This is a genomic window from Streptomyces noursei, from assembly GCF_016917755.1.
GTDB classification, from domain to species: Bacteria; Actinomycetota; Actinomycetes; order Streptomycetales; family Streptomycetaceae; genus Streptomyces; species Streptomyces yunnanensis.
The window spans coordinates 7,509,369-7,524,249 of record NZ_CP070326.1; the positions used below are offsets into that span (position 1 = coordinate 7,509,369).

The window sequence follows — 14,881 nt, forward strand, 5'->3', positions numbered from 1 at the left end:
TCCAAACCCCCCTCCTGGTATGGCACATACCCAAACAGCACCACACTTCACCAAGACCGCTTAGACGGTCGATTCCGAGGGGCCGGATGAGGGGAGCCAGGTTCATGCGCGGCCAGCCGGTCATGCGCGCACTGACCGTCTGCGGCCACTCACCCCCTTGGAATCGGTCATCTGGATCCGTCACACCATCGATCGTGTCGGCTCCATGAATCGTCCACCAGCTCGTCACCGGTGCCAGATCAAAAACAGGTACTGAAGCAGCGCTCGACTGCCGTCGGGAAGGAGCCGGCGCCCCCGAGTCAGAGGATCGGGGTGCGGTTGCTGGCCACGCACTCCCCGTCTGGTGGACGCTGGCGCCGCATCAGGGGTGAGGCTGTTGAGCAGAGCTGTCCCGGTCCGCTGGTCCACGGTGCTGCTGTCCAGGCCCGTGGAGGGACTGTCGACGATCAGGAACTGGGGCACAGGCATGGCTGGCACTTCCCGCGCGGGGTCGCGAAGTGCCAGCCAAGTGCTGACGTTGGTGCGGGTCATGCCGTGCCCTACGACGGCCCGGGCGTCGAATGGGCTGCCGTTGAGGGGGACGGAGAAGTCTTCTGGGCCGATGGAGGCGGTGGTGGTCTCCGGGTCGCATGCCTGCATCCGCCGGAGCAGGTGGTTGGACCACCGGTCAGTGCCCTGTTTCACGATCTGGTCGGTGTCCTGCCGTGCGGCGGTGTAGGCAGCCTCGGCGCGCTCCTTGTCCCTTTCCAGGTGCGGCAGTTCGTCCCGTAGGTCGATGAGTTCGGCAAGTTCCCGAAGCTGCCAGGCATTCGGTTCCAGTCGCGTGGCAAGCTCCCGCACAGCGGCCTCGGCTTCAAGGGCAGCCTGTTGCTGCGGCGCCATCACGTCCTGGGTGAAGGCTTGCGCAGGGGCCGAGGCCCCCAGTACGGCTCGGTCGGCGTCGCTGGCAAGGCCATGGGCGACTTCGGCGGTCTGCGTCGCACGGCTGGCAGCTTGACGGGCACACTCGGCAGCCTGCTGTGCCTCGGCCATCCGGCTCTGGAGCTGCTCGGCACGGTGTTGGCGGTCGGGGTCGAGTGGGCAGGGAACGGCTGTCGGGAGTGTGGAGACGGTCGGCGCAGCTGTCCGGAGCGCGGTGCTGCGGCCGATGCAACTGGGACTGAGCCGAGTCGAGCGCGGATGCGCAGGGTGATGTGGTTGGGGGGCCTCGGTCGCTCCCGGAGCTGGAGGGGCAGCACCAGGTCGCTCAAGGAAGAAAGGCACCCCTGCCGATGAGCCGGACCCCGAGTCGGTCAAATAGCCGCCAGCGCGACTTGCGGCACGTCACAGGCGGATACGGGGGATAGCCCCCGTGCTCCGGCTTCTGCCACCTGCGAGAATGATCAAAGAACGGGTTCTGACCTCCCGTTCTTGCAGACGACGGAAAGGCAGGGGGCACAGGCATGCCGGATGGGACTGTGGGGGCGGCCACGCGGCCAGGAGCGCCCGGGCAGGCCGAGCACGATGACGACGCGCAGGCCCGGCGGGCGCGGCGGGGCGGGGGGCTGATCGGCGGGCTGCTCGCGCCGTGGCGCGGACTGGTGCTGATGCTCCTGGGATGGACGGCGACTGTGGTCTCCTGGCTGCTGATCACCGCGATCACCACGCTGTTCATCTGGGTCGGGTTCGCACTGGTCCCCTTGGTGGCGAAGGCGCTGAAAGGGCTGGCCGACTGCCAGCTCCGCCTGGGCCAGCGGTGGTACGGCGTTGGCCCCAGCAAGGGAGCCGGCTCGTGGGAGCGGCACCCTGGTGCGCTGGATGGGGCCGCCGACACTCCCGGCGTCCCTGGGCTGGTGAAGGGGGCACTGAGGGTGCTGAGCCGGCGCTCGACCTGGCGGGACTGGGCCTGGGCCCAGGTCTCCCTCGTTGCCAGCTGGTTCCTCGCGGTTGTCCCCCTCCTACTGTTCGCGTTGGGCCTCTTCGGTGTCCTGATGCCGGTCCTGTGGGACCCGTGGGTCTCCACCTGGGACAACAGCTGGTACGGCTTCATCCGGCTGGAGAGCGCCCGCTCGGCGAACTGGGCGGCCGGACTTGGCGTGGTGTGGCTCCTGCTGGGCCTTTGGATCGGACCGTACGCGCTGCGCGCCCAGGCCAAGCTGGCACGAGCGGTACTGGGTCGCTGATACCCGAGGGTGCTGGGGCGATGCGTCGTGTAGTTGTCCGGGACGTGCCGGTTGGTGGGTGCAGACGACGACGGCCGCCTGCTCTGGGAGCGGACGGCCGCGAAGGTCGGCAGGAGCGATCGTGGTCGAGTCCCGTGAGCGCGCCACTGCCCCCTGCCGAAGTGTCAGATCCGTCGGGCTGTTCCGAGACGTGTGAGATGAGAGGCGCATGCGACTGATCGCTGTTGAAGAGCACTTCCTGCCGTCCGAGCACGTGCGAGAGGTGATGGCCGCCCAGGGGCTGCCGCCCGCGGCGGTGGACCCGCTGGCCGATCTCGGCGCCGGGCGGGTAGCGGTGATGGACGCGGCCGGCATCGACATCCAGGTGCTGTCAGTGGTGGCTCCGGCCGCTCAGGAGGTGGCCCCGGCGCGTTCTGCCGACCTGGCGCGGGCGCTCAACGACCGTGCGGCCGAGGCGGTCCGTCAGTACCCGGGGCGATTCCGTGCGCTGGCGAGTCTGCCCATGCCCGACCCCGAGGCCGCTGCGGCTGAAGCCTTCCGCGCGGTGCGCGACCTGGGGTTCTGCGGGCTCATCATCAACGGCCACACCGGTGGCCGGTTCCTCGACGGCCCCGAGTTCGCCCCGGTCCTGGCGGCAGCGGAGGAACTCGGGGTTCCCGTGTACCTGCACCCGACATATCCACCGGCTGCCGTCGCCGAGTCCTATGGAGCGGGCCTCGACCCGGCGGCCGCGGCGTTGTTGATGACCGCGGGGTGGGGCTGGCACGTCGAGACCGGCATGCATGTGCTGCGCATGGTGCTGGGCGGGGTGTTCGACCGGCATCCACTCCTGCAGGTCGTTGTCGGACACATGGGGGAGAATCTGCCGTTCTCCCTGCTGCGCGCCGACTCGGTCCTGAGCCGACTGCGACCGGGGCACGAGTCCGTCGCCGACACGGTGCGCTCCCACGTCCACCTCACGATCAGCGGGTACACCACCGTGGCCCCGCTGCAGTGTGCGTTGACGGTGTTCGGAGCCGATCGGTTGATGTTCGCCACGGACTACCCCTTCGGGGACCCCGCCCAGCACGCCGCGTTCCTGGAAACCGCTCCGCTCAGCCCCGAGGACCGTCACAAAGTCGCGCACACCAACGCTGAGCGGCTGTTCGGCATCTGAGACCTGGTTCGGGGACCGGCGCGGTGGCTGATGCTCCGTTTCCGGTCCCCGGCGCCGCAAGAGCGCGCGTGCGGTCCTGCGGTCCGAGCGACCGCTACAGCTCAGGCAGTGTGACAGAGCCCGAGCTCATCGATACTGCGGCCCACTGACGTTCGTCCGCGCCTCCCGAACTGCCCGAGAGACGCTGCTCCTCGTCCGCAGCGGCGGGCTGAGCACGGCGGCACGCGTGCTCATCGTGTGGCCTCGTTCAGCGCCGGGGCGGTGTGCTGGCCGGCGTGGGGGCGCGGGCCGATGACGCCTTCAGCGGCCAGTTGGTCGTGGACCTCGTCGACGAGCCCGTGCAGCACCTTGATCTGGGACTTGGTGAACAGCAGCACGGCGACGATCAGCACGATGCCTGGCAACTGGGACAGCAGGAACGACTCGTTGAACTTGTCGACGTCGAAGCTGTAGACGACGATCACGCGCAGCACGGCGTCGACCAGTGCGGCGAGACCGAACGCCGCCGTCACCATGCGCTCACGAGCGCGGAACGGCTGGGAGCGCTCCCACGCCTGCTCATAGGCGACGGTGCGGTCGGGGTCGCCGTCGGTGGCCATGGGGGTGGCCGCCACATAGACCAGGGGCCGCCCGGCGACACAGGTAAGGAGCAGGTAGACGGCGGCGAGCAGGGTGTAGAAGGACGGCTTGGCGGCGATCAGTCGCGGATCGTCGGATATGAACAGCAAGGCGACGGTCAGCGCCATCTCCAGGACGACGAGCAGGCCGATGACGTCGAGTTTGCGCCGCTGAATGGTGTGGATCAGCGTCCACACGCCACCCGCCGCGCCGGCGAGGGTCAGCGCCCAGACCTGACTGAAGCCGACCAGTTGGTGCAGTACGTAGAAGCCTGCGATGGGGATGACCAGGTCGAGCGCCATCGGGGCGAGGGCCCGGAACTTCCGTGCCGGGTCCGGTGACTTGGATGCCTGCGTGTTCATGTGATGGCCCCCTTGATGAGCTTTCCGGTGCAAGGCTGCGACATATCCGAAGTGCGCAGCAGCTGCTTAGGATTATCACGGAAACGCGCTGGTCAAAGGCCTGCGAGCACGAGAGTGGCGTTCGGGGTCCGGGGTTCGGGGTTCGGGGTTGGCAAGGGAGGGGAGGTACGGGTGGGTGCGGGCCGGAGAGGGCACTCCCGCGCCGCAAGGACCTCTATCGATGACGTCCTGGTCGTCGGCGGCCTCGTGCAGAGGGCTCCCCACGGCGACGGCACGGTTGACCGTCGACCCCTATGCTCCGGGCCAACGCAGCCCCGCCGGCCGCTGGTCGCCATGGGTGTGGAAGGGGCCGCGGCATGACACCTGTTGTTCGCCTCCGTGGCCGTTCGACCGTTGCCTACGTACACCGCCTCCGAAGGAAGCGCGCGTAGAGGGTGATCAGGCGCTGGTGGGTGTCATTGTGGGGCACGCTTCGTCTTCTTTCTCGGTCCTTGCTGTGGTGGTGCGGTGGGTGCGTTCGATGGCCTGGCCCCAGTAGGTTCCGGCGATCATGAGCACGGCGCCGAGAGCGGCCCAGAGGGTGAGACGTTCGCCGCCGACGCTGATCCCGATGGCGACAGCCCAGATCGGCTCGGTGCCCAGCAGCAGGCTGGCCCGGCTGGCGGAGGTGCCTTGCACGGCCCAGGTCTGGGCGAGGAAGGCGAACACGCTGCAGAACAGGGCGAGATAGATCAGTTGGGCCCAGGTGGTGGCACTGCTGTGGACCAGGTCGGTCAGGTGGGTGAAGGCGAGCGGCAGGAACAGTGACGAGCCCATGATGGTCTGAACGGTCGTCAGGTGCAGCGGGTCCATGGGACGGCCCACGGTGAGCCGTCCGACGAGAGCGACGTGCCCGGCCCGGACGACTGCGGCGGCGAGCATCAGCACGTCTCCGAGCCGTGGTGCGTGCAGCCCCGTACTGGAAGTGAGCAGCCCGACGGCCACCACGCAGAGTCCGGCGGCGAGGAAGAACGTCCGCGGCAGCCGCCGGCTGCCGGTGCGGTCCAGCAGCGGTGTCAGCACGATGGTCAGGCTGATGATGAGCCCGGCGTTCGCGGCGCTGGTATGCGCCACCCCGTAGGTCTCCAGCACGAGCACGGTCGCCTGGGTGACTCCCAGCAGCGACCCGACGCGGACCTCCGCGCGGGTCCAGCGGCGCCCTTGGCGGCGGGAGGCGACCAGGGCTCCACACGCGAGCGCGGAGATCGCATACCGGGCGAACAGGACCGCCAGGACCGGGAGCGCGACGGTGGCGGTCTTGGCCGCGAGATAGCTGGAACCCCAGACCAGCGCGACCAGGAGAAGTACCGCATCGGTGCGGCGGGCAACATGCATGCCCCCAAGCTGCCTGACCAGTACGTTGAAGGCCATAACCAACTTCTAAAGCTGAGGTGTAGCGGCACTACACTGTCAGGGTGGATGAACGGCAGCTGCGCATCCTGCGCGAACTGGGAGACCTGGGCAGCGTCAGCGCCGTCGCCGAGGCACTGCACGTGACGCCTTCCGCGATCTCGCAGCAACTGCGGTTGCTGCAGCGCTCGATCCCCGTCCCGCTCACCGAGCGCGCCGGACGCCGGGTGGTACTGACCGACGCCGGGCAGGCCCTGGCCGCGGCGGCCATCAAGGTCGAGACCGCCCTGGCCCAGGCCCGGCACACGATCACCGACTTCGCCGAACAACCCGACGGCGACGTGTCGGTGGCCGCGTTCCACAGCGCAGCGTCCGCGTTCTTTCCGCTCCTACTGCGCAGCCTCGTCGGCCCCGGACGCCCCCGCCCGGCGCTCGCCGATGAGGACGTCGCCCAGGACCGCTTCCCCGCCCTCACCCGTCACTACGATCTCGTGCTCGCCCACCGCCTCGACCACAGCCCGCCATGGCCACGCACCGTGACCTCCACCACGCTGCTGCGCGAACCCCTCGACGTCGCCCTGCCGGCCGGCCATCCGCTGGCGTCCAAGCCGCTGCTTACGCCGCGGGACGTGGCGGACCAGCCGTGGATCACGGTGCACGACGGCTTCCCGCTGATGTCCACCATCGAGGCCATCGCCAGCGTCGCCAACCGCCGACTCGACATCGTCCACCGCATCAACGAATTCGCGGTAGTCGCCGTGGCCGTCGCCGCCGGCGGCGGCCTCGCGCTGATGCCCCGCTGGACCACTCGGCCGCACCCCGACGTCGTCCTCAGGCCGCTGAGCGGAGTACACGCCCGACGCGACATCGACGTCCTCCACCGGCCCGAGCGCACCGCCCGAAACGCCGTCCGAACAGTCCTTGCCAAGTTGCACCGCGCCGCCGCACAGATCCAGGGCCACGACCGCTGAGCCACACCGCTACCGGCATCGCTACCGGTATCGGTATCGGCATCGGCATCGGTGTGCACATGCCGAGTGAGGAACAGCTGGTAGCGATCAGACGGCCTTCGCCAGTGACTGTCTGCGCGAAGTTGTCGCCCATGACTGTCTGCGCGGAGTTGTCCAGAGCTCCTTACGGGCCTCGATGCCGAGCTGTGCGGCCCGGGCTCGACCACCGACCACGGCACGTCCAACCGACCACGGCAGGTCCAGCGGATCATCCACCAGGACCCCGCCGACGTACCTCGCCGTGCACATCTGCACCGCGAAGCCGAGCTGGTGGTGCGACGTCCGCCGCAGCGCGATCAGATCCCGATCGACGTCGTCCCAAAGGTGGCCCAGAGCTCGACGGGACGCGGGCGGATCCCCTGGGGGAAATGGGCGGCGGAGTCCCGAGTCCCCTTGGTACGGTGCACCGATGTCAGCGATCAAGAGGTTCCAAGTCACCTTTGACTGCGCAGAACCTGAGCGCCTCGCTCGATTCTGGTGCGAGGTGTTGGGGTACGTCGTACCGCCGCCACCAGAGGGGTTCGCCACTTGGGATGATTTCAAGCGTTCGCAGTCACCTGAGGAGCGGGATTCATGGTTCGCCTGCGTTGATCCCTCAGGTGTGGGCCCGCGACTGTACTTCCAGCGCGTCCCCGAGGGGAAGGCCGTCAAGAACCGGGTGCATCTTGATGTACGGGTCGGCACCGGACTCGTGGGTGAAGAACGCCTCGCCGTACTTGAGGCCGAATGCGCACGGCTGGTCCCGCTCGGCGCCGTGCACGTGCAGACGCTGTACGACGGCAATGATTCGTGCATCCCGATGCTGGACATCGAGGGCAACGAGTTCTGTATCGACTGAAGGTATGGGGCGGGAGTTATGAAGGTCAGGGTGCAGAGGGAGCCCGCTGCCACGATGTCGTCGAGGAATTCGTCGACGGAAACGTTCCCCCAGGTTCCCTTCTCGTCCGGGTGCTGTGCATTGATCGATACGACGGCGTGGTCGTGCAGCAGCGGCTGGCCGGACCTGGACTCGTAATGCCGGAACACCGCGCTGATCAGCCGCCTTCACCGGGGCGCGGTTCCTGCCGCCGCTCCCCAGCGGTTCTGTGCGACCCAACCGCCCGATCACTCCCTCGTGCTGGTCCGGCAGTCGCTCGGAGTACAGCGGTACTCATCTGTCGGCAGGTACGCCTCGATCACATTCCGCTGTCATCGGTGAGTTGCCTGCGCGTCACACGCGGCGTCCTACCAGATTCCGCCCTGCCCGGGAACGAAACCCGTGATTGATCACAACCTCACACAGTCCCTGGTTGCAGTATGAGTTCGAGGCCCCTGAGCCCCACCCATGGCGTAGACCACTTCCGTCACGCGATACTGCAGCGGTCCGGCAGTACGCGTACGCCCCCACAGCGACGGAAGGACCCCAAGTCCCTTGAATTCCCTACGTGTTCGGATCGGCATCCTCGGAATGGCCCTGCTGGCAGGTCTGGCGGGCCTGGCGGTACCCGCGACCGCGGCGGCGGCCCAGGCCGCTCAGGGCGCCCCGACCCCGACCGTCGAGGAACAGCGCCTCGACAAGGCGATACCGCAGGAGATACTGCGACGCTCCGGATTCGACTCCGTGGCCCCGGACTTCGTCCGCGACCTGGCCCGGACGCACTCCTTTGAGCAGGCCCGCGGCATCGTCGTGCGGGACGGTACGGCGCTGTGGCGGCGCGCCGTCGGCTGGGCGCAGGGACGGGGCCCCGCGGGCGGCGACCTCGGTCGGGACGACGACCGGCCGCTGTACTGGGCGCGGCTCGGGATGACGCGGGACGTGCGCAGGTGGGAGCCGGGTTTCGGGCTCAGTGACGCGCAACGCTCTACCTTGTTGGAAGAGTTGGAGCGGACCTCGCGGGGCCAGAGCGACATCCGCTACCCGTCGCGCGCCACGGGCATCAAGCGCATTCTCGTCACCGGCTTCGACCCGTTCACACTGGACCGGGACATCAGGATCTCCAACCCGTCCGGGGCCGTCGCGCTCGCTCTCGACGGCACGGTGATCCAGACCAACTCCGGTCCGGCCCGCATCGAGGCCGTTACGTTCCCGGTGCGCTGGCAGGACTTCGCGAAGGGGACGGTGGAACGGACGCTGGCGCCGTACCTGCCGAAGGTCGACCTGTACACGACGGTGAGCCAGGGCCGGGTGGGCCGCTTCGACGTCGAGCGGACGAACGGGGCCTGGCGCGGCGGGTACCCCGACAACGACAACATCAGCAGCACTGGGAGCATTCCGGTCGCCGCCCCGGCCACACAGCCGCAGTGGACGACGACCACCCTCCCCTACAAGGCGATGGTGACCGCGCGCACCGGCCGGTTCCCGAGCTATGACCACACCGAGGTCACCGAGATCCCGGCCGGGAGCACCGAACCCGTCGTACGCCCCGACGGCCCCACCCCGCGCTCCACGGCTCGTGAGGGCGGCGGCGGCAACTACCTCTCCAATGAGATCGCCTACCGCGCGACCCTGCTGCGCGACCGGCTGGGCCTACACGACACGCTGCCAGGCGGGCACGTGCACACACCGGTGCTCCAGTTCGGCGCCGGCAACACCGGGGGCTTTCCCCTTGATCGTGGACACCGGTTGTCATGCGGCGGTGGCCAGCGTAGTTGATCGCTGCTCGTAGGCGATCGGGCTGATCTGGCCAAGGCGGGAGTGCCGTCGCCGGGTGTTGTAGCGGGTCGCCCAGCGAAAGACCGCGAGGCGAGCCTCACGGGCCCCGTTCCACCGCTTCCGTCCCTGGAGCGTCTCGCGTTTCATGGTCGCGTTCAGGCTCTCCGCGGCGGCGTTGTCCGCGCTCGTGCCCACCGCGCCGCGTGACCTGGTCACGCCGAGCGCCGAGCAGACCAGGGCGAACTCCTTCGACACATATTGCGCCCCGTTGTCGCTGTGGAAAATCGCCCCTCGCAGGCCGCCGGTGCCACGGGCCGCCGCGGCGGCCCTCAGTGCGTCGGTGACCAGGGAGGTGCGCATGTGGTCGGCGATCGACCAGCCTGCCAACCGCTTCGAGTGCAGGTCCAACACCGTTGCCAGATAAAGGAATTGGCCATTTCCAACAGGGAGGTAGGTGATGTCCCCCACGTACTTGGTGTTCGGCGCCTGGGCGGTGAAGTCGCGCCGCAGCAGGTCCGGCACCGGCGTCGCCGAGGGCTCGGGAATGGTGGTGCGCACCTTCTTGCGCAAATGCAGCCCGACGATGCGGAACTTGCGCATGACGCGCTCGACACGCTTGTGGTTGACCGGCCTCCCAGCATCCTTCAGCTCGGCGGTGACGCGCGGGACTCCGTAGGTGCCGTCCGATTCCCGGTGGATCCGGGCGATGCGCTCGGCGAGCTCGGCGTCCGCCTTTCTCCGGCCGGCCCGCGTTTCCGCGCCGGCCAGCCACCGGTAGAAGCCGGACCGAGAGACCTGCAGCATCCGGCACAGCCGCTTGACGCCGAAGGCGTCACGGTGATCGTCGACGAACTGGAAGCGGCTGCTCACCAGCTGGTCTCCGCCGCAAAATACTTCGCGGCCCTCCGCAGGATCTCCCGCTCGAGTTCGAGTTCCTTGACCCGCGCTCGCAGCTGCCGGTTCTCCTTCTCCATCGCGGTGGCCTCCACGGCCCCGGGCTGGGCAGCCTGCTCGGCATCCCGCACCCAGGTGCGGAGCGTCTCGTGGTTGACGCCCAGGTCCTTGGCCACCGACGCATACGTCCCACCCGGCCTCGAGTGGTACAGCGCGACGGCATCAGCCCGGAACTCAGGCGCGTACTTCGACGTCCCCAACGGGAACTCCTGTCCTATGGATCATCACAATCCAATGATCAGGGTGTCCACGATCAAGGGGAAACGCCCCCGATCCGGCGACCGGAAAGATCACGGATCCGCAGTTCGTGCAGAACCGGCTGGACATCATTGCGCAGCTGCGGTCGGTCCTGAGGGTGGCGGCGAATTCGGCACTGAAGTGACGTCGTCCGCGCCCGTGTTCCCGTCGCGTCGCGAGGTTAGTGGGTGTCGCTGGTGTGGTGGGGCCGGGTGCGGCTCCACCATCGGACGCCGAGTCCCCAACCGATCAAGATGATCAGTGCGAGGAGTTTTCCTTGCCATTGCGAGACGGCGCTGAAGGTAAAGCCGCCGATGGCGGTGCCGATCAGAGTCAAGGCGAGGACGGTATAGGTGTGCGCATCGGTGCCGCGCTGGTTGTATTGCTTCACGTGTACCAAGCGTACTTACCAACTGGTGGTGCCGGAGAGGGCCCCTGCGAGGACAGGGTGCATCCGATGGGGCACGTGGTCGATACGCAGCCGGTGAGCAGGTGTGGAGGGCCTCGGCCGTTCGCGGCCCGCAGGGCCGGGCTGGAGTTTCAGGCGGGAGGGCCGGTAGCGGTCATCTGGCCATCAGCCAGGGGCAACTCGGCGCCGGGGGTATCGTTTCCCGGCTGCCAAGGGGGAATCGACCATGACGCGCAGGATGCGCACGGCACTGATCTGCACGGTCGCGGCGATCACTGCCGTGGCACTCACCGTAACGATCCTGGAAGCCACGGTCTTCGGCACCGGCGCTGTTGGGGCCGCGGAGTACCGGCAGGGATACCAGTGGCTCACCACCATGCGACGAGGACTCACCGCCAAGGAGCACACCAAGCGCATTTTCCCCAACACGCCCACCACGCCCACCACGCCCACCACGCCCACGGACAGTACCCGCACGGGACAGACGCCGCCCGCCTCCGCCTTCACCCGTTCCGGCTGGACTGCCGGCATCGACTGCCGTCTCGCCTCCCGCCAGGAGAAGTTCACCCAGGGCGTCGCGCGGGAACACCTCGATGACTGGGTCCGCGGCTGCGAGGACGCCATGAGAAATCTCCCACGACAGTGAGGGCCCACCGTCTTGAAGCCACTGGGGCGCCGTCATCTGCGACGCCAGCTTCCACGCCCGCTGCAGGTACGAGGCAACTTGGTCCGGCGTCTGGTCGAACGCTCGGGCGGGGAAAATGGTGCTGTTGGTGGGGAGTTGGGGAGTTACGCGGAGTTCCCCACCGAGGGACTACTGCCGCCTCGCCACTCCCCGGGCCTGAGCCGGACAGCAGGCTGCCAGCTGAGCTGAGACGGACCGGCGCTCACTGAGCGCCGCCGCAGACGCACAGACGCGCAGACGCGCAGACGCCGAAAACGCCGCAGACGCCGCAGACGCCGCAGACGCCGCAGACACGAGCGAACCACTGATTCATCCGGGTCTCGAAATCCGACACTGAGGCGATGCCCGAGACAGGCAGGGAACCGTAGTCGTCGAGACTGGCTACGAAGTCCACATCGGCCCAGCCACCACGGAACAGCACAACCGACAGCTCGGCCTCCCCCGGACCGCAGATGACTACGCCAACCGAGTCGGGGTCGTGCACCCGAGCTCTGCCGGTCTCCAGGAGCTGAGGCCACGACGCCTCGGCATCCCTCCAGGTCAGCTGGCCGACTTCGAAGCCGGCCGACTTCCAGCCCAACGTCTGCCCGCAGATCGGGCCGGGGGCCATCCGCCGAGCCCATGGGTGAGGCGCCACCCGTCGTGCTGGTCCCACGTCAGATGGACGCCATGCCATGCGGGCAACGCTCGGGGGCGCGACTCCCCCGGTGCCACTGGAAGGCCGCGTCCAGTCGGTCAGAGTTGGCGCCGGAGTCGTCCTCGCCGGTCCGCCACTGACAGGGGGCACGACGCACCGGCCCACTCGGCATGGCAGGCCCCGCTGGCGTGCGCCAAGGGCCGGGAGCGCCAACAGTGGACATCATGAACGACAACATCCTTTTCCTGAACGTCGACGACCCGCAGGCCGGCCACCAGGCGCTCGACGCGCTGCGGCAGGCGCACTCCACCGGCGAGGTGAAATTGCGCGAGGCGGCGGTCGTCGCGCGCGACGCCGACGGCGTCCTCGACTTCCCCGACGCCGTCGACACCACCGGTACCGCCCGGGCCTTCGCCGTCGGCGGCCTGATCGGCGGGCTCCTGGGCATCCTCGGCGGCCCGCTCGGCGTCATGATCGGCTTCGGCGCGGGCGGGCTGATTGGCGGTGCCCATGACGCGCGCGAGGCGACCGCAGCCAACGCGGCGCTGGAGATGCTGGCGGCGGAAGTGCCGCCGGGAAGCACCGTGCTGGTAGCCGAACTGGTGGAGGACGATCCCTCACTCGCCGACGGACTGCTCGCCCCGTACGGGACGGCCGCGCGCTATCCCGCGAGAGAGGTCCGCAAAGAAGTGGAGGAGGCCATCGCACAGAGGCGTTAGGCCGGGCCCAGCTCACCGGCCCCGGCGCTGCCCTTTCCCCGTGGCGCAGCGTCCGGGGCCGGGTCGTGCACTCGGATGCCGGACGGCGAGTGTGATGGCTCTGCCCGGCACCCGGTCTGCTTCCAGCCGATCGGCCGGAGGCAGTACGCCCTGTGGGGATGGGTCGGGGTGGGCTGAGGTCAGCCGCCGCCTCGCTCGCGCCGGGGGCATGGAAATCCCCGGCGTCGAGCATGGCTGGCGCTGGGTGCCGTCCGGGCTCGGCCTCCCGTCGGGAGTCCGCTACGGGCGCGGGGTGCGGGCCTCGATCCGGTGGTTGAAGGCGGCACCGCCGGCGCCGACCGTGGTCACGCCGCCGTCGACGGTGAGGACGGCCCCGTTGACGTAGGACGCGGCGGGCGACAGCAGCCAGTCGATCGCCTCGGCGACCTCCTGCGGATCACCCGGCCGCCGGGCGGGAGTCAGCCGGTTCGCCTCCTCGTATGCCGCTTCGGTACCGCCCGCCAGCCCCGCCTCCGTCGCGAACCGCGCCATCCGCTGGTCGGCCATCTCGGTACGCACCCAGCCCGGACACACCGTGTTGGCCCGCAGCCCCTGCGGCCCGTAGTCGACTGCGAAGGAGCGGCACAGGTGGAGCAGACCCGCCTTGGAGGTCGCATAGGCGGCGTTGCCGACGCTGTTGCGCAGCGCGGCGACCGAGGCGACCGCGACCACCGCGCCGCGGGTCTCCAGCAGATGCGGCAGCGCGGCACGCAGCAGCAGGAACGGGCCCGTGAGGTTGGTCCGTATCAGCGCTTCCCAGTCCTCGACCGCGGTGTCGCCGACCGCGCCGCCCCGCCCGATTCCGGCGTTGAGCACCACACCGTCCAGCCGCCCGTAGGCCGTCACCGCCGCCTCGACGAGCTCGCGCACGGCCTGGGGGTCGGCGGCGTCGGAGGGGTGGGCCAGTGCTCCGGTCTCCTCGGCCACCTGGCGCAGTGGTTCGGGCCGCCGCCCGGAGATCACGACGTGGTGCCCGGCGGTGCGCAGCAGCCGGGCCGTTGCGGCCCCGATTCCTGTTCCTCCGCCCGTCACCAAGACAACACGCTGTTCCGACATGGTCGTTCGCCTCCGAAGGTGGTCAACTTCCGGTTCCCCGCACTGAAGCATACGAAGCGCCGGCATCGTCGGGCCGACCGGATGCCACTGCCGTCGACACCGCGACAGGCACAGCGCCTCACCACAGCGCACAGCGCACAGCAGACAGCAGACAGCAGACAGCAGACAGCAGACAGCAGACAGGACGAGCATGTGGTGGCAGACCGGCCGGAGCTCCGCCAGCGCCTGAGGACGACGCCCCAGATCAACGACCGCGGCCGGGCGGCGCACCGACGATGAGCGGGGCGGCCGGCCGACAGCCTGGGCAGAGTTTCGCAGCAGCACGCCGTCCGACCGGGGCGGCGCAGCGGCGGCACTCCGTTGGACGGCACAACGGGCGGCATGCCTGCGGCGAGCGGCCCGACAGCGCACCACCAGTGCCGGCTGCCCACCAGGCAGAAGAACCAGACGACCGACCAAGCGGCCGGGCCGGGCCAGCCGCGCAGCTCGGCCAGGGGCCCGCCGTCGGCGACGGCGGGCGTGATCTCGGTGGTCTGCAGGGAACCGTCCACGAGACCGGCAACGCCCTCAGGCGCCAGCGCTCGGATGCGGGCGGCGACCTCGGGGCCGCGTTCGACGACGTTGTCGGCGCCGAATCCTCGTACTCGGTGGGCATCGTGTGGGGTGGCGTCCGCGATGACGGTCAGTTGGCCGGCCTTGGCCAGCTCGACCGCGTACCCCCCGACGGCACCGGCCGCACCGGTCACGGCGATGGTCCCGCCAGGCGGCACGGCCAGCGCGTCCAAGGCAAGGCGCGCGGTCATGGCGTTCATGAGC

At 69.1% G+C, this 14,881-nt stretch carries 15 protein-coding genes and 2 pseudogenes; 7 read left to right on the plus strand and 10 right to left on the minus strand.

Features of this window, described 5'->3' with window-relative positions:
* Positions 1-225: 225 nt before the first annotated feature.
* Positions 226-1,032, minus strand: a complete 807-nt coding sequence (locus JNO44_RS32735; RefSeq protein ID WP_205367454.1) for a hypothetical protein — start codon at positions 1,030-1,032, stop codon at positions 226-228.
* Between the two features lie 410 nt (positions 1,033-1,442).
* On the opposite strand from JNO44_RS32735, the gene JNO44_RS32740 reads away from it, so the two are divergent.
* Both JNO44_RS32740 and JNO44_RS32745 read left to right on the plus strand, forming a co-directional pair.
* A complete protein-coding gene (locus tag JNO44_RS32740; RefSeq protein ID WP_205367456.1) occupies positions 1,443-2,162 on the plus strand; it encodes a sensor domain-containing protein in 720 nt (239 codons plus the stop codon).
* Between the two features lie 208 nt (positions 2,163-2,370).
* The gene (locus tag JNO44_RS32745) at positions 2,371-3,318 is read left to right on the plus strand and encodes an amidohydrolase family protein (RefSeq protein WP_205367458.1); all 948 of its coding nucleotides are present in this window, start codon (positions 2,371-2,373) and stop codon (positions 3,316-3,318) included.
* A gap of 230 nt (positions 3,319-3,548) precedes the next feature.
* On the opposite strand, the gene JNO44_RS32750 is transcribed toward JNO44_RS32745, so the two are convergent.
* Together JNO44_RS32750 and JNO44_RS32755 are read right to left on the minus strand one after the other, a co-directional pair.
* Positions 3,549-4,298 (minus strand): VC0807 family protein, encoded by a 750-nt coding sequence (locus tag JNO44_RS32750; protein ID WP_205367460.1) that lies wholly within the window; start codon positions 4,296-4,298, stop codon positions 3,549-3,551.
* A 438-nt stretch (positions 4,299-4,736) separates the two neighbouring features.
* Entirely contained in the window at positions 4,737-5,672 is a 936-nt protein-coding gene (locus JNO44_RS32755) for a DMT family transporter (RefSeq protein ID WP_205367462.1), read from the minus strand.
* An 80-nt stretch (positions 5,673-5,752) separates the two neighbouring features.
* Between JNO44_RS32755 and JNO44_RS32760 the strand changes: the two genes are divergently transcribed.
* Positions 5,753-6,658: a LysR family transcriptional regulator gene (locus tag JNO44_RS32760; protein WP_205367464.1), complete on the plus strand. Its 906-nt coding sequence runs from the start codon at positions 5,753-5,755 to the stop codon at positions 6,656-6,658.
* A gap of 171 nt (positions 6,659-6,829) precedes the next feature.
* On the opposite strand, the pseudogene JNO44_RS45250 reads toward JNO44_RS32760, so the two are convergent.
* Positions 6,830-7,015 (minus strand): annotated as a pseudogene (locus JNO44_RS45250) (DUF4158 domain-containing protein); the annotation flags it as partial.
* A gap of 91 nt (positions 7,016-7,106) precedes the next feature.
* Between JNO44_RS45250 and JNO44_RS32770 the strand changes: the two are divergent.
* Positions 7,107-7,535, plus strand: a complete 429-nt coding sequence (locus JNO44_RS32770; RefSeq protein WP_205367466.1) for a VOC family protein — start codon at positions 7,107-7,109, stop codon at positions 7,533-7,535.
* Positions 7,536-7,627: 92 nt separating this feature from the next.
* On the opposite strand, the pseudogene JNO44_RS45255 reads toward JNO44_RS32770, so the two are convergent.
* Positions 7,628-7,723, minus strand: a pseudogene (locus JNO44_RS45255) (hypothetical protein); the annotation flags it as partial.
* 385 nt (positions 7,724-8,108) lie between these two features.
* Between JNO44_RS45255 and JNO44_RS32780 the strand changes: the two are divergent.
* The gene (locus JNO44_RS32780) at positions 8,109-9,329 is read left to right on the plus strand and encodes a pyroglutamyl-peptidase I (RefSeq protein WP_205367467.1); all 1,221 of its coding nucleotides are present in this window, start codon (positions 8,109-8,111) and stop codon (positions 9,327-9,329) included.
* Here JNO44_RS32780 and JNO44_RS32785 read toward each other — a convergent pair.
* A protein-coding gene (locus JNO44_RS32785; RefSeq protein WP_205363243.1) for an IS3 family transposase occupies positions 9,303-10,483 on the minus strand; the annotation gives its coding sequence in 2 pieces (ribosomal slippage) (positions 9,303-10,216 and positions 10,216-10,483; 1,182 coding nt in all). The two genes, JNO44_RS32780 and JNO44_RS32785, sit on opposite strands and share 27 nt — an antisense overlap.
* 218 nt (positions 10,484-10,701) lie before the next feature.
* Positions 10,702-10,911 (minus strand): hypothetical protein, encoded by a 210-nt coding sequence (locus tag JNO44_RS32790; protein ID WP_205367468.1) that lies wholly within the window; start codon positions 10,909-10,911, stop codon positions 10,702-10,704.
* Positions 10,912-11,155: 244 nt separating this feature from the next.
* Between JNO44_RS32790 and JNO44_RS32795 the strand changes: the two genes are divergently transcribed.
* Positions 11,156-11,575, plus strand: a complete 420-nt coding sequence (locus tag JNO44_RS32795; protein WP_205367469.1) for a hypothetical protein — start codon at positions 11,156-11,158, stop codon at positions 11,573-11,575.
* A gap of 241 nt (positions 11,576-11,816) precedes the next feature.
* Here JNO44_RS32795 and JNO44_RS32800 read toward each other — a convergent pair whose 3' ends face one another.
* Positions 11,817-12,224, minus strand: a complete 408-nt coding sequence (locus JNO44_RS32800) for a hypothetical protein (RefSeq protein ID WP_205367470.1) — start codon at positions 12,222-12,224, stop codon at positions 11,817-11,819.
* Positions 12,225-12,475: 251 nt separating this feature from the next.
* On the opposite strand from JNO44_RS32800, the gene JNO44_RS32805 reads away from it, so the two are divergent.
* Positions 12,476-12,970: a DUF1269 domain-containing protein gene (locus JNO44_RS32805; protein ID WP_205367471.1), complete on the plus strand. Its 495-nt coding sequence runs from the start codon at positions 12,476-12,478 to the stop codon at positions 12,968-12,970.
* A 279-nt stretch (positions 12,971-13,249) separates the two neighbouring features.
* Here JNO44_RS32805 and JNO44_RS32810 read toward each other — a convergent pair whose 3' ends face one another.
* A complete protein-coding gene (locus JNO44_RS32810; protein WP_205367473.1) occupies positions 13,250-14,065 on the minus strand; it encodes an SDR family NAD(P)-dependent oxidoreductase in 816 nt (271 codons plus the stop codon).
* On the minus strand, positions 14,038-14,868 hold the full coding sequence (locus tag JNO44_RS43890) for an MDR/zinc-dependent alcohol dehydrogenase-like family protein (protein ID WP_240167754.1): 831 nt from the start codon (positions 14,866-14,868) through the stop codon (positions 14,038-14,040). Before JNO44_RS43890 ends, JNO44_RS32810 begins: the two co-directional genes overlap by 28 nt.
* Between the last annotated feature and the right edge of the window lie 13 nt (positions 14,869-14,881).